This window comes from Desertivirga brevis (assembly GCF_017355835.1).
Genome location: NZ_JAFEWF010000014.1, coordinates 1 through 17,469 on the forward strand (window position 1 = coordinate 1; position 17,469 = coordinate 17,469).

Annotated in this window: 22 protein-coding genes and 1 pseudogene; 9 read left to right on the plus strand and 14 right to left on the minus strand. The window is 37.2% G+C overall.

Annotated elements, in window-relative coordinates; genetic code table 11:
- From tnpB to J4N25_RS24795, 6 genes are all read right to left on the minus strand, one after another.
- Positions 1 to 231 (minus strand): IS66 family insertion sequence element accessory protein TnpB (gene tnpB / locus J4N25_RS27220; RefSeq protein ID WP_207424691.1); only part of this gene is annotated, 231 nt, incomplete at its 3' end.
- A complete protein-coding gene (tnpA, locus tag J4N25_RS24775; protein WP_207424587.1) occupies positions 231 to 506 on the minus strand; it encodes an IS66 family insertion sequence element accessory protein TnpA in 276 nt (91 codons plus the stop codon). The genes tnpB and tnpA, both read right to left, overlap by 1 nt.
- A 765-nt stretch (positions 507 to 1,271) precedes the next feature.
- Positions 1,272 to 2,078, minus strand: a complete 807-nt coding sequence (locus J4N25_RS24780) for a hypothetical protein (protein ID WP_207424588.1) — start codon at positions 2,076 to 2,078, stop codon at positions 1,272 to 1,274.
- A 50-nt stretch (positions 2,079 to 2,128) separates the two neighbouring features.
- Positions 2,129 to 2,920, minus strand: a complete 792-nt coding sequence (locus tag J4N25_RS24785) for a caspase family protein (RefSeq protein ID WP_207424589.1) — start codon at positions 2,918 to 2,920, stop codon at positions 2,129 to 2,131.
- A 417-nt stretch (positions 2,921 to 3,337) separates the two neighbouring features.
- Entirely contained in the window at positions 3,338 to 4,498 is a 1,161-nt protein-coding gene (locus J4N25_RS24790; RefSeq protein WP_207424590.1) for a caspase family protein, read from the minus strand.
- A complete protein-coding gene (locus J4N25_RS24795) occupies positions 4,492 to 5,055 on the minus strand; it encodes a hypothetical protein (RefSeq protein WP_207424591.1) in 564 nt (187 codons plus the stop codon). The genes J4N25_RS24790 and J4N25_RS24795 overlap by 7 nt, the downstream gene beginning before the upstream one ends.
- 195 nt (positions 5,056 to 5,250) lie before the next feature.
- Here J4N25_RS24795 and J4N25_RS24800 point away from each other — a divergent pair, with 195 nt between their 5' ends.
- Entirely contained in the window at positions 5,251 to 6,042 is a 792-nt protein-coding gene (locus J4N25_RS24800; RefSeq protein ID WP_207424592.1) for a LuxR C-terminal-related transcriptional regulator, read from the plus strand.
- A 239-nt stretch (positions 6,043 to 6,281) separates the two neighbouring features.
- On the opposite strand, the gene J4N25_RS24805 is transcribed toward J4N25_RS24800, so the two are convergent.
- Positions 6,282 to 6,779 (minus strand): hypothetical protein, encoded by a 498-nt coding sequence (locus tag J4N25_RS24805; RefSeq protein WP_207424593.1) that lies wholly within the window; start codon positions 6,777 to 6,779, stop codon positions 6,282 to 6,284.
- Positions 6,780 to 6,802: 23 nt separating this feature from the next.
- Positions 6,803 to 7,192 carry a hypothetical protein gene (locus J4N25_RS24810; RefSeq protein ID WP_207424594.1) on the minus strand — a complete coding sequence of 130 codons (390 nt, stop codon included), beginning with the start codon at positions 7,190 to 7,192 and terminating at the stop codon, positions 6,803 to 6,805.
- Between the two features lie 373 nt (positions 7,193 to 7,565).
- Between J4N25_RS24810 and J4N25_RS24815 the strand changes: the two genes are divergently transcribed.
- Positions 7,566 to 8,546 carry an NAD(P)-dependent alcohol dehydrogenase gene (locus J4N25_RS24815; protein WP_207424595.1) on the plus strand — a complete coding sequence of 327 codons (981 nt, stop codon included), beginning with the start codon at positions 7,566 to 7,568 and terminating at the stop codon, positions 8,544 to 8,546.
- A gap of 108 nt (positions 8,547 to 8,654) precedes the next feature.
- Entirely contained in the window at positions 8,655 to 9,392 is a 738-nt protein-coding gene (locus J4N25_RS24820) for a helix-turn-helix domain-containing protein (RefSeq protein WP_207424596.1), read from the plus strand.
- A 60-nt stretch (positions 9,393 to 9,452) separates the two neighbouring features.
- On the opposite strand, the gene J4N25_RS24825 is transcribed toward J4N25_RS24820, so the two are convergent.
- Positions 9,453 to 9,713, minus strand: coding sequence for a hypothetical protein (locus tag J4N25_RS24825; protein WP_207424597.1), 261 nt, complete (start codon positions 9,711 to 9,713; stop codon positions 9,453 to 9,455).
- Between the two features lie 178 nt (positions 9,714 to 9,891).
- Between J4N25_RS24825 and J4N25_RS26855 the strand changes: the two genes are divergently transcribed.
- The 3 genes from J4N25_RS26855 to J4N25_RS24835 are packed head-to-tail and all read left to right on the plus strand — an operon-like array spanning position 9,892 to position 11,190.
- Positions 9,892 to 10,029 carry a hypothetical protein gene (locus tag J4N25_RS26855; RefSeq protein ID WP_242696023.1) on the plus strand — a complete coding sequence of 46 codons (138 nt, stop codon included), beginning with the start codon at positions 9,892 to 9,894 and terminating at the stop codon, positions 10,027 to 10,029.
- Entirely contained in the window at positions 10,026 to 10,253 is a 228-nt protein-coding gene (locus J4N25_RS26860) for an oxidoreductase (RefSeq protein ID WP_369410884.1), read from the plus strand. The genes J4N25_RS26855 and J4N25_RS26860 overlap by 4 nt, the downstream gene beginning before the upstream one ends.
- Before the next feature lie 43 nt (positions 10,254 to 10,296).
- Positions 10,297 to 11,190, plus strand: coding sequence for an NmrA family NAD(P)-binding protein (locus J4N25_RS24835; protein ID WP_207424598.1), 894 nt, complete (start codon positions 10,297 to 10,299; stop codon positions 11,188 to 11,190).
- Positions 11,191 to 11,268: 78 nt separating this feature from the next.
- On the opposite strand, the gene J4N25_RS24840 is transcribed toward J4N25_RS24835, so the two are convergent.
- Positions 11,269 to 11,838: a hypothetical protein gene (locus tag J4N25_RS24840; protein ID WP_207424599.1), complete on the minus strand. Its 570-nt coding sequence runs from the start codon at positions 11,836 to 11,838 to the stop codon at positions 11,269 to 11,271.
- 176 nt (positions 11,839 to 12,014) lie between these two features.
- Here J4N25_RS24840 and J4N25_RS24845 point away from each other — a divergent pair, with 176 nt between their 5' ends.
- On the plus strand, positions 12,015 to 12,500 hold the full coding sequence (locus J4N25_RS24845) for a hypothetical protein (protein WP_207424600.1): 486 nt from the start codon (positions 12,015 to 12,017) through the stop codon (positions 12,498 to 12,500).
- 295 nt (positions 12,501 to 12,795) lie between these two features.
- On the opposite strand, the gene J4N25_RS24850 is transcribed toward J4N25_RS24845, so the two are convergent.
- Positions 12,796 to 14,079, minus strand: coding sequence for an ATP-binding protein (locus J4N25_RS24850; RefSeq protein WP_207424601.1), 1,284 nt, complete (start codon positions 14,077 to 14,079; stop codon positions 12,796 to 12,798).
- A gap of 345 nt (positions 14,080 to 14,424) precedes the next feature.
- On the opposite strand from J4N25_RS24850, the gene J4N25_RS24855 reads away from it, so the two are divergent.
- Positions 14,425 to 15,924, plus strand: coding sequence for a hypothetical protein (locus tag J4N25_RS24855; RefSeq protein ID WP_207424602.1), 1,500 nt, complete (start codon positions 14,425 to 14,427; stop codon positions 15,922 to 15,924).
- 31 nt (positions 15,925 to 15,955) lie between these two features.
- Positions 15,956 to 16,192, plus strand: a pseudogene (locus tag J4N25_RS27225) (ankyrin repeat domain-containing protein); the annotation flags it as partial.
- Between the two features lie 23 nt (positions 16,193 to 16,215).
- Here J4N25_RS27225 and J4N25_RS24865 read toward each other — a convergent pair.
- From J4N25_RS24865 to J4N25_RS24875, 3 genes are all read right to left on the minus strand, one after another.
- Positions 16,216 to 16,512 (minus strand): DUF6922 domain-containing protein, encoded by a 297-nt coding sequence (locus J4N25_RS24865; RefSeq protein WP_207424603.1) that lies wholly within the window; start codon positions 16,510 to 16,512, stop codon positions 16,216 to 16,218.
- A 171-nt stretch (positions 16,513 to 16,683) separates the two neighbouring features.
- Positions 16,684 to 16,980: a hypothetical protein gene (locus J4N25_RS24870; protein ID WP_207424699.1), complete on the minus strand. Its 297-nt coding sequence runs from the start codon at positions 16,978 to 16,980 to the stop codon at positions 16,684 to 16,686.
- The gene (locus J4N25_RS24875) at positions 16,944 to 17,342 is read right to left on the minus strand and encodes a DUF8612 domain-containing protein (RefSeq protein ID WP_439648778.1); all 399 of its coding nucleotides are present in this window, start codon (positions 17,340 to 17,342) and stop codon (positions 16,944 to 16,946) included. Before J4N25_RS24875 ends, J4N25_RS24870 begins: the two co-directional genes overlap by 37 nt.
- Between the last annotated feature and the right edge of the window lie 127 nt (positions 17,343 to 17,469).

Here is a 17,469-nt window from a genome sequence, read left to right on the forward strand (position 1 = left end):
GGGAAAACTACCTTGTTCCAGGCGTTTGTAGTATAATACGAAGCCTCCATGCTCCCAATGCAATAGCTTGATATGGGTACGTTGGCGGTTTAAAAAAACGAATACATCTCCGCTGGTAGCATTTCTGTGCAGTTCAGAAATCACCAGACCGCATAATCCGTCGAAGGATTTCCGCATATCACAGTAACCTTGATAAAGGAAATAACGATGAGATGAGTTCAGGCTGAACATTAAGCCAAACGGATCAATTCAGAAAGAACCGGAATATGGGAAGCATTAATCTTAAGACGTACCCCGTTAGGATAGATTACTTCAATGCTTTCTGATATTGGTTTAACCTGTGGCTTTACTGCAATGAAGCCCACACCTGCATTTTCTCTGCTGCGTGCTACCCAATTAGCAAAAGTAGTTCGTTTTACTCCGATTTTTTCGCAATAAGCTTTTTGTGTCAGTCCACTTTCTTTCCATTGCTGCACCACCTGGCGCATTTGTGCTACTTTCTTCATCTTGCAAAGAAACCGTAGATTTAGGTGCAAGTAAAGATGGGTTGCTCGGGCGCTTACTTCAAAGCTGACTGCTATCGTTAAAGATAAGGTAGTAAAAGCAGAAGTCCTTAATGCAGGAAAACTTAAGCCAAAGGATGTTTTAAATAAGGTTAATTCCTCTATCCAAGAAAAAATTTCACATTTTGACCCTCGCTGCCTGTACTATGCCTTCTCAATAAGGCCAACTAACGAAGACGAGCTAAAGCTGGATCCCTTTCAAACCAACATCAAGTATTGCCACTTCGATGAAGCGCATTCAGACTACCTCTTTCAAGACTCATGGGCAGAATTTCTTATCAGAAATATTACTAGTAGCAAATTGACCAGGGAAATTTGGAAAAAATCCTTTGATACCAAGACAAAGCTTGAAATTAGCAATTATGAGTAAGTTGATGAGTTTTATACTTCAATGCAGCAGAACCGAGAGATTGGACGAAAAAGCCAAAAGAAAAAGCGATGAAGCAATGTCTTTTTGAGAAAAAGGAGAAAGCACAACCAACTTTATCTGACACTTTGATTGATGAAGAAGGTAAACCGAAGCGGAAAACGACAAAGAAAAAATACTGCGCTATGGGAGCGCAGATTAACCTAAACCTTATCACAATTTTTTGTAGTTACAAACGTCACAAAAGTGTTACTTAAATCCAAAAACAGTTATCACACTTCAATTGGGCAATGTGGGTATAAGTAAGAAAGCGTGGTTAAACCAAAGTTAAAAATTACTTCCTAATTTTTTTTCTCATCCCGCTGTCTTTCTTCAGAAGAACCTTTTATCAGTTGATTCCCGCTTTCGTCACTTGTATTTCTTTTTGTCAGGGCTAAACCAAATACTACTTTCAAAGAAATGCTGGGTACATATTTGTCATGGAAGACGTTTAAGTCGTCGTAATTAATATTTTTTTGCGGAACATTCTCTATGAGAAACTGCTTTTTTTGACCATTATAATCATTGATAAAATAATCTCGCGGCTGCTTCACGGAAAGAAACTCAAATGATCCTAAAACAAAAATATTCTCGTTTAACTCATAGCCGATTCCCAGACCTCCATCAATTTTTTGATTATATAACTTCGATTCCGAGGAAAATTGAGCAAGATTGAGAATAGCCCCTACCGACCATTTTGAGGGAATAGCAAAGACTGGTCCTTTAGTGTTATTAAGTGTTGGGTTTCCATTTGGATCAGTTTTTTGTCTCAAATACCAAGTTTTCCAATTGAACATCACCGCAGTAGATAATACAACGTTCAAAGGAGAAACTTTATCGAATTGAACAGTTTGATCTACCGGATTAATGGCAATACTGTAAAGCTTATTAGTACCCATAGTGTATCCTATGCTTACTCCTAACTTTAATGGACTCGAAACATGCTCAATTCTTTCTCCACCCATCTCTAAGGATTTTACAGATGCCCTTGAAAGCCTAACGTACTGTGCATGTGTATCATGCGTCTGAAGCGATAAAAGCACGGTAAAAGTTAGCCCATACAAGAAAAACAAAAATTCAGATTTGATTGATTGTAAGTGTATTTTCATAGTTTTATAGATAAGCTTTCAAATATTTAAATCAATATTATATCCATTTTTCATAACCGTTGAATCTTGTATACTGCCTTTCTCAGATTCTTAGTTTTGAACTTATGCGCATATTGAATCTTATCATACTCCTTTTGTACCTCAACAAATACATTCTCCCAATCTTTGAGGAGGGGCGAATTATTGGAGTATAAATCTAGCGTGGAACAAAAGGCCCTAGTAAAGTAGCTTCCCTTAGGGCCAGTATAAGAAGTTTTACCTGGTTGACTACTACAAGAAATAATCCTGATCTTATTTGCAAATAATCTGCTATAATCAGATCGAAAAGAGTTAAGAGGAATTTTTATGCTTTTAAGAACGGACTGAAATGGTTGAGGTTCAAAGGCACGTCCACTATTGCAAGCTTGCGTAATGGATATGATTGCCGCAGCGTGAGCGAAATTATGGCACAAAGTCTCGTACAATTCATAGCTAGAAATTTTAACGATTCTTCCTTTGTCATTAAAAAGTGAAACCCTGGGAAACTCGCTCTTCGAATTCGCCGAACCGTGACTAACAATGTAGAAAAAAACTATATCTTTTTCTTCTACATTTAAACTGTCAACTATCTCTTTAACTGACTCTACTTTGAAGCTATTGCCGTCTTTTACAATAAGATTTAAATTGTAGCTTAAATTTGCACTAAGGCTATCACATAGTTGTTTGACAAGTTCTATGTCCCGTTTAGCGTACTTTCCTATCTTTTTATCGTTGGTATTTGCATAAATAACGCTATGGAACGTTTGTGCAGGTAAAATCAAAGAGGTAAACAATAAAATAATTATAGCAGCGATCTTTTTCATTTTGTAATCACATTAATATTAATTCTGCTAGAACCGGTGATAAGCATTCCGCAAACAAGTTTAATTCAACTATCGATTTAGCAATGCTCAAAATTATTTCTTTAATTATTTCTTCAAAGCACAATGCCTGCCGCTGATTGCACACTTTTGGCACATAATCAGCGAAAATTTTTATATTCTATTCACCATTTCTACCTGAATCTCTATCTCTTTAATATTTTAATTGTTTTTGGGAATTCTTCATTTAGAATCATCAAATATGCAGCTGGCATTAGAGACACTAGATTCTGGCCGGGAGAAAGGTGTTAGCTCTGATAATTTTCGAAAACGAATCTTATTAATGCAAATACTGGGAGAGTGTCATTATCCTGTAAGAATAGCTACACTTCTAACAAGTAAAGCTTAATTTAATGTACCTTATTTGTTACCATTTACATTAACAAAGCTACGTAAGAATACATTTTCTCCATCTGTTAACGTAACAATTGCCGTTATATAAGTTGATTCGCGCACATTAAAAATGCATACACTTGAGGGATTACCTCGATTAACCACTTGGCTGTGAAGTGATTCAGCTAAATAATATGTAATAGATTCAATTACTTTACAATCTATTGAACTTGAGCATGACGTCTTAATATCAAGACGATAATTATTTCCATGCCGCCTGTAAATCCACGCAGCCTTTCTAATATCTACTTTTAAATTAAACCTTTCTTTAGAATATGGGGTGAGGATATCATTATTACAGTTTGAAATTAGAGAATCGATAGGTATATAAGGACAATTAGTATCATTGATGATCTTTCTGTCACCTCGATGTTTGAAATAAGTCTCTGTATCCACTTTTGTCAAGCGACTCGCATTCTTAATTATATCATAGATGTTGCTGCAAGTATTACTCTTAAGCATTGTCGACATTGAGAAGAAGAAATTCGTCGTAAATAAACTCCCATGCTCTGTAATTAACGACGTAATGTTTGCAGGGCTGGAATTTATTATTAAATCAAAGCAACTCTTGGAAAAAAGCTTACTTGCATTTTTTCGGGTTATTTCGTCATCACTTAAAGAGCCTCTTATAGGTGTAAACGGGCGTCTACTAGTTAGATTATCTTTATCTTCATCAGGAATCTGGCTTATTTCGTTATTGCAAACATCTGTAACCATAAGAAGACTTCGATGCTTACACCTTTTGAAATTCTCAAATATCTCAAAAGATGAAACATTCTCCTTGTCTGGAAATACTATTCTAGGGAAACTTGTTTTATCCGTTGCATACCGAGTTCCATGAGAGGAGATAAATAGGAAAATAAAATCATCGTCTTTAAAATCCATGGAATATAGCTTTTCTAATTCCTTCTTAGAAAAGCTTTTTCCCTCTAAAACAACAGGATCTATTGCTTCGCCTAATAGTTCTTCAAGTTGAGAAAAAAAATGAAGCCCGGTTGTCCGATCAATTGAGCAAGCATTTCCTACTGTCTCATCAAATGTATCTACCAAGAAAATAGGAATAATGTCTGCTTTTAGACGGTGAGAGGTAAATAAAAGAATAAACCAGAACATTGTAAGCTTTACCATGATTTGAAAACAATGTGTGGACGTAAATGCTTATCACCATATTTTTGAACAGCATAAGGAACGGCTACTTCATTTATGAATTCCATTGCTAAGGGAATGATAATCTCAGTCACGACAGTAACAATTACTTTGTTTGCTTTAGTGCCAGATTGTGTTGCAGTATATGTGCTCTCGAAGTCATCACACATAGAGTTAATATTTCTGATTTTACCTTCAAGAGACTCAAGATATGGATCTGGGGAGGTTACCATTTGTCTCCTTCGTTCTGTAGTTTTCAAATCGCTTATTAATCCTTCATAAAGTTCTAGCGAAGCGGATCTAATATTTTTATATTTTCCTTCTAGTTCCTCTATTTTGGCTACAGGAAGCTTGGAGTTTTTAATCTCGCCAGTCAATCCTTCAATCCTCGTCTTGTTTTTTTTGTAAAATATTGCAGCATCAGTAGCCCGGAAAGCTGTCACAAAGCCTTTATAATTTTTCACCCTGGTAGGTTCTTGGCTATGGGAAAGACTAATTAGTGTTGTTAATAAAAAGAGGGTTAATAAAATTTTTTTCATAGACGTATTTTTAATTAAGAAAAATCATGCAACTGATATCACTTTAAAGAATAAAAACACTTGATCTTCGGACATAATACGTTTCTAATTCTTTAACCTTAATCACCTTTTGTTTTGATAGGTAAGTTACACTTCTGTATTGTAGTCATCAATCACCTAAAAAGGTGATTTTAAAGAATTGATTAAAAAGGCAAAATGCTTAATTTAGAAGGCAGACTTTATCCTATGCATCTACCTTCACATTCCCCCGTTCTTTCGCCAGACGACTTGTCAATAATTGCAGGAGTTAAGCAGCTTACCTCTGGCGATATAGTTCAAGCGAGAGAGTATTTGAAACAGGCAGGTAATAAAAGTACTTATACCGCAGTGTTTAATTGGAAAACTATGCGGTATGAAGAAATTAGTTCCTCGGTAAAAAACGCTCTTGGCTACGACACCTTTATATTTCTAAAACAGGGTCTAGAATTCATTTTAGGAGTTATTCATCCTGATGACATAGCAAGTTTCAGAAGGATACATATTCAAATTTTTGATTTGTTTTATCAGACTCCCTGCGAGTTTAGATGTGACTTAAAGTTCAGTTATAATTTTAGAGTTAAAGCTGCTGACGGCAGTTATAGACATATACTTCGCCAGAGCACTTTCATTCAGCTTTCCATTGACGGGAAGCCCTGGTTAGAGTTCATTGAGAGTGTAGACATTACCAGTTATTCACGCTTCTCAGATATCAAGCTAACCGTAACGAACGGACGTAACGGAAAATCTAAATTTGAATTCGTCGAATTTAATTACAGACAAGTCAATTATAATATCTCAAAACGAGAGCTGGAAGTGTTAGAATTAGCAGGCAAAGGCTTCACAACAAAAGACATTTCTTCCATCCTTTCCTTAAGTATTGATACTGTAAAAACTCATAGAAAAAATATCATGTTAAAAACCGGTGCATGTAATATGCCCGAAGCAATACGTCTTGTTTACGGGCACTAATCCCATACTTTCCGACACCAATTATTAAAGGAGGAGCTGGAAGGTCTTCACACACCTACCGGTAACATCCCTTTCATGATCGGTGCCACATGCTGTTATTCCAATACTGACGCTGTCACCAGTTTCAATATTTCTAACACCATGATTTCTGCCTTTTGATGTGCAATAATAGTTTTGCGTCTTATTTTATACTTCGGAGATACCCAATATGGATTTATATGGTTCTTTCTCAGATTTAGCTAAGGAAGCTTAATCTCAACTCCCCCCTTGTCCCACGTTTCATTGACTTTGATTAAAAAATTCGGATTACTATTCCCGGTCGATAAACCTGTAAATAATTTTCCTTTAATAGTTATCTTCTTATTCCTGATATAGTCGACCTTTACCTCCTTAGAAACTAATTCTTTTGCACTCGCGTCGAATGCTTTTATTTCGACAGCTGTTCCGGGAATACCATCATTGGGGAGGGCATAAGTAGAGAATGTTTTATTTAGAATTCTGCGATCTCGATTACCTATGGTAAAGGTAGCGGTACGGGTTGGAACTGAACCCATAGAAATTCCATCATGCACCATTTGGACAGATCCTTCATTTTTTGTAATAATGCTTATAGAAGATACCACGGATGGAATTGAATCTTCTACAACAAGGTCAATTCCGGATACTATTCTATCTAAAATTACTTCCTCAACTGCGTCCTCGCTTACTTTAATCTGATCTATTTTCTTAAAAAACAAGTCATAAGTCCGGTTTCCAGGATCTACATAATCCTGGCAATATAATTATTAGCAACATTCCAGTTGAAATTTCCCGTTGAAGCAGCAAAGGCAGCTTTGTATGAACCAGTAGGTAATTCTACCCTAAAGGTTCCGAAATTGGGCGTGCTCTTAGTCTGGTTTATTATAGTATAAGGAGTTCCATTATTATCGTAAATCTTACAACTTAAATAGTCAGCGAATTTTTTAACAGAATCTGCAAGAGTAGTCGCATTAGAACCAGACTTAAAATCACCAACTGACACGGCAAGGTCAGACACGTTAAACGTTACAGTGGCCTTTTCCTTTTCTGTTAAAGGCTGTTCAGGTTCGTCAACAGAACACGCTGTAAATGATAGCAAGGCCAGGCATAGGGATAGTAGTTGTTTTTTCATAGGATAAGTTCAGATGTTTGGAAGTTCAGACAGCCAGATAGGGGAAATAGTTTTAGGTCCGGAAGTATAATTACCAGGGGCAAATGATTCTGATTAAACAGCATTTGTTTATGATACGCCTGAAACATTAAATTTCCAGCGAAGAAGTTAACACGTTTTTTCAAACATGTTAAAAAAACAGACAATTTTTAACACGTTCTATTAACATGTTAAAAAAGCATAGAAAAATTAACACAACAAGCACTGTGTAGCTGGAAAAGACTGTTAGCAGTAGCTTAATCATTGAAAAGCACAATAGTGATTTGATACAAGTTTGAGAATGCCTCTATTGGCAACTTTGTGATATCAATTTGAAGCATTTAAAAATAATATCATGAAAGCATTAGTTTATAGAGAATTCGGAAACATTGATGTCTTCCAGATCGCAGAACAACCAGAACCTACAATTGAAAGAGACGAGGTATTGGTAAAAGTAAAAGCATTTTCTATTAATCCTTTGGATTGGAAAATAAGAAAGGGAGAAATGAAACTGATGTCGGGTTCCAAATTTCCCAGATACACTGGAACTGATTTCTCAGGTATTGTTGAAGAAGTCGGATCTACTGTTACTGATTTAAAAAAAGGCGATGAGGTTTTTGGCGTGGTAAAAAACATGAAAACAGGTGCGTCAGCAGAGTATATTTCCGTAAGCTCTTCATTAGTTTGGAAAAAACCTTCTGGCATCAATTTCTTTCAGGCTGCTTCCATTCCAGTAGTTGGAACGGCTGCTGTTAACGCTATGGAAAAAATGGGTAACCTTAGCTCAGAAACTAAAGTTTTGGTGAACGGTGCAACCGGAGGTTTTGGTATGTTTTTACTTCAACTACTAAAACAACGTGGCGCTAATGTAACGGCCGTTACATCAACGCATGGAACTGAATTTGCAAAGCAATGGGGTGCTAGTGCTCTTCTAAATTACACGAAAGACGACGTTCTTTCTCATAAGGCTACCTTTGACATCGTGGTTGATCTATCGGGTAAACTAAGCTATAAAGACGCCCGCCCAATCATGAAAGCGAAAAGCTTGTTTTTGAATTCAACGCCTCAGCCTATTGAAATCCCCACTTCATTTATCAAAAACCTTTTTACCTCCAAAAAACATATTGTTATACTATCGAGCCCTTCGGCCAAAGCCACTGATATTTTGCTCAATGCTGTGAACAAAGGATTGCAGGTTGAAGTCAATAGGGTATTCTCTTTTTCCAAATACAAAGAGGCTTTTGAATATGCTGAAAAAGGAGGATACGTTGGGAAAGTTGTCGTAGAAATGGACTGCCGAGTTGCAGCTTCTGACGGAACAATCCGAACCAATTAAAAATTACTATAGTTAGCTTTTTGAGGGAATTTAAAATGGACAAATATAGATAAACTGAGGTCTGGAACTTTTCACAAAAGCCTTATTTTAGACTGCTACTAAAAGTGAATGAAAGAACAAATAAGTAATCCCTTTATTCTCGCCCTCACTGCCCACAACCTTACAGTTGAAATTCATAAACATTCAGCTTATCAAATCGTGTTGTCAAACGACTCTCCTTTTAACTCAACTATTAAAGGGGAGTTGTGCGAAAACATCTTTGGCTTCATTATTAAACCACAAGTCCCTCATTTATGCGTAGCAGAAAAAGGAACGTTGAGCGTTCTTAATATAGAGCCTTATTCCAATATAGGCATTGAGCTTTCAAATGGCTTTGGACCTGATGAAGACCGGATTGTGTTCAATACGAGAGATGAAATACTCAAGTATTTTCAATTAGATACAGAGAGTTTTGAAATTTCATCTATCATCAGCGCATTACTGTCAAACGTACCAGCAACGCAGTATGATGAAAGAGTAACGAAAATGGTTGAATATATCAGAAGCAACTTCTTCGAACGAGACATAAGCCCTCAAACCTTTTCAGATCTGGTTTTTCTGTCTCCTTCCCGTCTAGCTTCTCTTTTCAAAAAACAAACAGGAAGCAGTTTGTCTAAATACTTATTGTGGACAAGATTACGACAGGCTATTTATGTTACATTATCTGAAAAAGATAAAGGTCTTACAGATATCGCCTACTTCACCGGATTCTATGACTTGCCTCAATTGAATAAATACATGTATGAAATGTTTGGCATGCCTCCTACAGCTTTAAAATACAATAGCGATCTCATTCAAGTCCATTAAATATTTCTATAAAACCGTGGTTACTACAAGCAAGGTGAATGTAGCATACCAAGGATAAGCTTAAATCCTTATTCTAGTAGACATCCTCGAGATAGTCTGTTGGAAATACTTGCTGGCCGTGGCGCTTAGCAGCTTCCTGCAACTTCTCGATATATATTTGTCCATTACCGGATGTGGCAGAAATCGTCCAACTTCCACGGGTTGACCAATCTCCTCGAAAAACTTTTCCAACCCTGCAGGCACTACAGTACAAAGCAGGTGAGCCGTAGTTTCTGTTTTATTCTCGAAGCAATGTAACAAACCGCCTTTTGGAATATTCATAAACGGACTTTTAACCGCAACATAATTTCCTACCTCTGCCCAGATGAGTTCTCAAGAACAGTGATCTGATACAAGTTTATCCTCTTCAAACACGGCACCTTTACAGTATAATAATTAAACAAATAAAAAGGCAATTTCTAAAACAAATCTAATCAAAAACAGAAGCAATAATCTAATCATGAAACTATTAAATCAAACCACTTTAGGAAATCTAAAGCTAAAAAACAGCATGGCTATGTCGGCGATGACAAGAAGCCGTGCAGACATTAACGGGATTGTGGGCGACTTGCACATCAGTATTATACACAAAGAGTGAGTGCAGGACTAATATTTACAGAAGCCATCAACATCAGCGAACAGGCAATTGGAAGCCCTTTCACACCCGGCATTTACTCTGAGGAACAGATTGAAGCATGGAGGAAAGTTACCGATGCTGTTCACGACAGAGATGCCCCACTCAATCAACCAGACCGCCCAACGATGTTCGGCGGTGGATCTCAGGGATATATTGACTATCCATTTTTAGAAGAGCCGGCCTGAATTTCTCATAACCGCTAGTCGCCAATAATTAAAAACTAAAGAAATGAAAAAAAACATAGTAATTCTCGGAGCCACAGGAACAGTGGGCAGTAAAATTTCAGAGATCCTTATAAATGAGGGCCATCAGGTGACATTGATCGTAAGGGACCTTAATAAGGTAGAAAAACTTAAGCATCTAGGTGCGGAAACCATTGCTGGGGATATCAGCGACGTAGAAACCCTAACCAATGCGTTTAGAAATGCTGACAGTGCTTTTATTCTTTTACCGGACAATGTAAAAGCAGAGAACACAAGAGCTTACCAAAGGCAGGTAACAGGTATCTTAATTAAAGCCATCGAAGACTCAGGCATTAAATACATAGTAAATATGAGTAGCCTTGGTTCTCACATGCATGAAGGAAATGGTATAATGGGGGGAACTGGAGAACAAGAAGTGAGGTTGAATCAATTGAATAACGTCAATGTATTACATATTCGATCGGCCTACTTCATGGAAAACTTTCTTAGAACAATTGGTTTGGTTAAAAAAATGGGGATCAACGGTACAGTGGCAGATGGAGACCACTCAATACCTATGGTAGCCACCCGGGATGTTGCAGAAATTGCCGCTAAGCATTTAGCAACCCTTGACTTTAATGGCAAAAATGTTCATGCAGTAATGGGCCCAAGAGATTATACTTATAGAGAATTCACCAGCATAATTGGTAAAGCAATAGGCAACGCTGAACTGCCATATGTACAGGTACCAGTAGAACAGGTGAAGCAAACATTCTTGGGCAACGGATTTTCTGAAGATTTTGTTGATAATCTCCTTGAAATGGGAACAGCTATTAAGAGTGGCTTTATGAACTATCAAAAAAGAGATGATTCGACTACTACGAGTACAACAGCAGAGGATTTCGTAAATGAGGTGTATGTGCCATTATACAATCAATAATAAAGATTAGGCAAACATTTAGTTTGTTTAGATAAAACTGGCCAGGATTAGGAGACTATTTCTGGCCTTTTATTAGTTCTACTGCTGTTTTATAGTTTCGACATCGAAGTAGCACTCTCTAACAGACTTTTCGTCTGTTAATCCTTCATTACAAGGAGTTTGCTTCTTCTTACGTTGTTCGATTCCTTTTCTGTATTCTACCATCAACTCATTAACGTTTGATATAGGATTTATTGAACCTATCCCCACTTTGCCTCTATCAACTTTTATCTGACTAATGACCTGGTATTGCTTTAGTCCATCAATGTTTAAATATATCCCATCCAAAAGATTAAGACATTGAGTATTAATCCAACCACTTGGTATCTGCCTTCCAAAAAGCTTTGTTTTATAAAAAAAACATAACCCAATATAAATACCGCCTTCATCTTTATCAAAGTCCATTACAAGTGCATCAATAACATCATTATCTTTCTTAAAGCGCAGTATTTGTCCGAAATTTACAGGTAGCTCACTAATGTCTATTCCTTTCCAATCAGGCTGCATCTCAATAGGAATCGCTTCTAATGTTTTAGGAGTGCAATGGGTACACCCGATTTGTAGAATAACAGCTGTTATAGCTGCAATCGAAAGAATTCTAAACTTCATTATTGTAATAAGATCGAAAGCTTAAATTTAGGACTTTAGCTTTTTATTTCAAAAGACAACCTCCTTGCTGATTTTCCGAATCTTAGCGGATTACCTTGTATTACAGATGTTTTAATAAGTCGGCTGTGATGATTATATTAAATGTGATACAAAAACGTCCAATTCAGGCATATCGTATGAAAAAAAACATCTTTATCACTTGTATCCTTCTTGGAATTACTTGTCATTGTTTGGCTCAGGAGAGTAAAAAGTTCCTCAGCTTCGATAAATATCTAATAAAAAATTATGTACTACCAGACTCGGTTAAGTCAGATTGCAACTTCAACTATTTAGCAATGACTTTGCAAACAAGCGCTAAAGGTGAAATCACAGGAATTAGATATTTAAATGATGCGACTACCACTTTCAAGAAGAGTTTTGATTACCTCAAGGGATTTAATTTCGGTGTGAATGATCGGGTAAATGGAAGATCTCTATTATTGATAGCGGTAGTTGATCAAAAAAACAGGACTTTATGTCCAAGTTTATACCAGTGGGAGAATTCCCCAAGTAATGTAACTGAATCGATTGTTGGTGTTATACAAGACGAGCTTTCTAAAAATTCACAAACAATCCTGTTGGGATCATTTAAGGTCGTTGCCCCCGGACCTCCTATAAGATAAGCTTTTCTTGATGAAGCCGGGTAATATGTTAGTAGTGAATTCTTGTGACCTCTCACATCTCCGAGGTCGAAGCGCATCCTTACAGTTTGAAACAACTGAATGCACGAAAGATCAGACTGCCTTTTGGATCTAGATATTATCCACGCCAAGAGAACCTGGAATGGCACCGGAAAATATTTTTAAGGGGGTAGTAACTGGATCGGGAGCATTTCACGGCCTTCTTTTTAAGGTCTTACTTTAAAGCCCTATAATAAGATTTATTAGTAAATCTTATTCGGTATGATTTAATGGCCTATCATTCTCCTTTAGGGTTCAACTTGGTCTTCTTCAAGACCTCCGCCAGTTCCACCCTTTCATCCTCAGTTAACTTTACAACACCTTCAACAACGTCTAGCACATGTTCCCTCTGTTCGCTTCCTAACAGTAAATTTAAAAACCCTATCAATGTCTTGCTTTGCTCCTTCTTCAATCCCTGAAAAATTTTGGGTTGAGCGCAATACAGCTCTTTCACAACTAATTCAAGATCCTCCTTCCGCAAAAGATCATAGTGGTCATTTTTGAACTTCGGAAAAATACCAGTTGTATGGTAATTAGATATTAACCGTACAGCCTGAGTATCCTTCACAAATTGCTTTTCCTTCTGAGATACATAGGTATTTAGAAACTTTAACAAGTGTCTGAATACTAAGTCAGCCTGGTTTTTCTCAGCAAATGCAATAACCGGCGCATCCATTTGCGTTTCTTTGAAATTATCAAAATAGCTTGATTCGATGTAGACGGAATGAAAGAACTCGACCGTGTTATTATTGAATGAGGTGTGCTTCCTTGAAATCTCCTTTTTGCCCGAGTTCAGGAAGTAGAAATAGAATTTGTCACCAATCAATCGGGCCCATCTGATATAGCTAATGGTGAAGGCGTAATCGTCAATGACGTGCGAGAATGATTCATGTTCGCTTATTATTGAGCTATAATCTAATGGTATTCCGTTTAGAAAGATGGAATAATCCTTATCACGGTTTAGATATAAGAACCAGCCGAATTCACTTGCCAGATATTCTACAAACTCTTTTTTTTCAAGCAAGTCTGATGTCAGATCAAAAAAGTGTAAGAACTGTACCTTCGTTCCTGTTGCGGAATTGGCAGAAATTTTTCTATCCTCGATCGTAAAGTTTTGCTGATCTCCTTTATTAATACTAATACTGTACTCCAGAAGGCCTGCTTCCGGAGTTCGGAATGTTGTATTCCAGACACACTTATTTGCGAAAATACTGAAAGCAAAACGCCCCTTCCCTTTCTTACCCTTAATAAAACTATCACTTAGATAAGAATCGGCTTTTATTGAATCGAGAAAGTTCCCAAACGTTGTATCTATTGTTTCAATATCAATACCACTACCGTTATCAGCAATACTAAAATGGCTTAAATACCCTATGGAATTTCCTGAAAAATCAATATTAACCCTGGTAGCACCAGCGTCGAAACCGTTCCAAATGTATTCTGCTATAGCCTTCTTATAATCGGAAGGCATTCCGCCCTGTTCAATACTTCTGGAAGTAAGCTTCGTGGTGTGTTTAATCATTGTGATAATTTACATGCTAAAAATAATGGTAGTTCTTAATAAATACAAATAGGCCGGTATGAAGAAAGTGGAACAAATATTTGTGTTGTATCCATCGTTTTCTGACCGTGTTTAAAAAAACAGCCAATTTTAACACGGATTAGATATAGCATGGTAATAAAAATCACTTTGGAATTCGCAGAAATAGTTAGTTTTGCCGTAACTGCTCTTGCAGCAGAATGTTGAGTAAATAACCTTATATCATAAGAGCGACAACCGCGATGACTTTACACTGCGATTTATTGCACACAGATTGGAAGTAAGAAACTCATATATTTCTGATTAATCTTGCCCACTATTTTATAAATGAAAAGGTTGTTTCTATACCTACTATTTCCGGTCCTACTATTCATCTATGTTCCTGAGATCAAGGCTCAAACTCAGTCCAGGACTCCTAATTATTTTACCGAAAGCACCAATCTAAAAAGCTTCATACATAACAGGCAGGTAATTCTTATGTCTGCCAAAAATGATAAGCAGGTAGAGATCGTTTCTTCTACGCCCGGGTTGAAAAAGAACTGGGAGCAGACGTTGGAAGGCTCGCTGATGTTTGGCGCTAGTTTGGACGACAACATCCTGGTAGTGGTAAGCACTGATTTTGCCGCGATGTTTGGCGGTAATAATAGTACATACAAGGCTACAGTTTTGGATTCTGAAAATGGAAAGGTGATTACTGAAAGGATGATCTATATGGGTGATGATGATTACCTAACCATCTCTGAGTTCATTGTTTCGAAAGACAAAAAGTCTTTCTCTTTACTGGCAAGGGAAACCAACACTAAGCGAAATTTTAAATTTGCCCAGGGTGCGGCTGATGCTTTGTGGATCACTAAGACAATTCAGAATAATACCAATACTATCAGGAGGTTCAGTGTTTCAACTTATAATACTGATCTCGAGACTATTGATAGTCTTCTCCCTATAATACCCTACGGCGATTTCATAGGTGCTACAAAAACAATTAACAACGATCTATACATCGCGGTATCAGAAGAAAAAAAGGGAGTAACTCTCAGCAAGTACGATGCAGGGGAGGAAATACCATCTACCGCCATTTTTGAGCCTTACACCTCCGGCTTCTCAGGCGAACGAAAACGATATAATTTTTTAAATCTCATAGCAGACACCCAGCGTAACAATACGGTTTATTTGACTGGAGCATACGCAATAAATGAGGAGTCTATCTTCATTTTCAATAAATACGACTTTGCAAGCAACACGCGAGTTGGCTTTAGAAAAAGTTGGAAGAAAGCAGACTTTCAGGCCCTGGAGAAATCTCTTACCCTGATGGATAAACAGTCTTCAGCGTTAGAGCTAGGTAATGTAAGCGGCCTGCAGCTTTTAAGTGTCGGATTTTTCAATGATAATTACCTGGTTGCCCTTGGGGATGTTCGTTATCTGCCTGCTATTCCAGGAAATATGCTACCTGCCACTTATACTGCGAACGGCATTCTAGTTTACAATCTTGATACTAATTTGATCGAAAAATCAGTTTCAGCAATACCAAGAATATACGGGAACCTAGCAACACCGGCCTTTAGATCCTTTATCAGAAATAATTCCTGGTATCTATTTGCTTCTGATGATTGGAAAGCAAGATTTACAATAGCTGAAGTTAACGCATTATCGGGAAAAGTTGAGCGCTTGCAGAAAATAGCACCAGAAAAGGCTGGAAAAGGACAGGTACCTGAACTGGCTGAAATGGCTATCTCTGATAATCAACTGATCCTTCCTGTAAAGGACGTTAAGATGTCTTTAGGTAATAAGCGGATGTATGATATTCATTTGTATCAAATGAGTTGGTAGCAAGGACAATGCACGAGGTGCTGCCCACGACTATCTCATTAATATAGCGGAATACTTAATAGAGAAAGGGGCTGAGGTTGATTGCAGAAATAATTCGGGCGCTACTCCTTTGTTCGTGGCTGTTGCTGAATCCAGAGGACGAGGTGATATGATAAAGCTACTCCTAAGTAAAGGTGCAGATCCGTATGCTCTTAATAATTCGGGGAATAGTCCGAGATCATTCGCTAATAAAATTGCGAATTATGACATCAAGCATTTTTTCCAATGAAAAGGAAAAGAAAGGTAATTCGTTCATTGCTTTCTTCTGAAAAACCTGCTAAATGTCTCAATGTGATATCGTTTGGCAACTAACTCACATACCTGATTACTGATCCTTTCTTTAGTAAACTTTAATTCAGCTACAATTTCTTCACTTGAATAAAACCCTTCAAGTTTAGTTATATCTTCTTCGAACGTTGCAGGAGTTGTTGCATAAAGAGCTCTCGGAATAATAAAATCTTTATCCCTTTGGGTGTTAAGGCTGCTTGGATCAACATCCCAAAAAAGGTGCTTAGGAAAATGCTTTGCTATGTTAACCGGTTCTCTCACAATTACAAATATAAATAATCAGCTAAATACACGATCTTGAAAACCACTTACTAATTAAAGCCGAATTGCAATAAAAAAGGAGGGCCTCTACTTATTGCCGACATATACCCTTTTCATGGAATAGAACTCAAAGGGATTAGTTTGCCGCGATCATTACTATAAATAAACCATCTAACTATTTTCTACTTGATTTTGAAACCACCGCAAATAGCGTTCTGTTTGAGAAGCCAAATAATAGGGTAAATTAAGCAAGTGGTATTTTTTTCCTTCGGGCGTTGTCGCTACTGTAATAACTATTTCCCCTCCATAAAAACGTATAGCCATTTGATGTGAAACCAAATCCATATATAAATGTAAAGATTTTAGTTTTCCCTCTTTTCCCGATTTTACTTCGATTGGAATGAGTTTCCCATCAAATGGCCAAATAAAATCTACTCGGCAGACGATGTCGTTTTTTCCCTTACCCAAAAGTTAAGACTACTCAATGCGTTAAATTGGGAAGCCAGGAGCTCTTGTCCAACCAGATGTTCAATCATCGTTCCCTGATATACTTTATTCAGATCAGCGGTGCCTAATATTTCTTTTTGAATACCTGCAAAGTAATTAAGCATCCCGGTATCCAGAATTTGTAATCGTGGCGATTTTTTATGGTCTGGTAGTAATGGTAGCTTTGTATCTGTAGACGGGTATAGTAGCTGTATAAGTAAAGCATTCTCTAAAGTACGCAATGCTTCGCTCATATCTCTAGAGCGATATGAGGAGTTACCAAAACCTTCAAATTTTATTCGTTTTCCTGCTTGAGAAAACGACGCTCGTATAGCGTGCCTAATCTATTGTATCTGCGAATGGCACAAAATTAGGGTAAATAACCTCATAATTTGTCACAAAATTAGGGTAAATAGCACTAAACATTGGCACAGAATTAGGGTAGTTACATAAAACTCGGCATTAGCATCG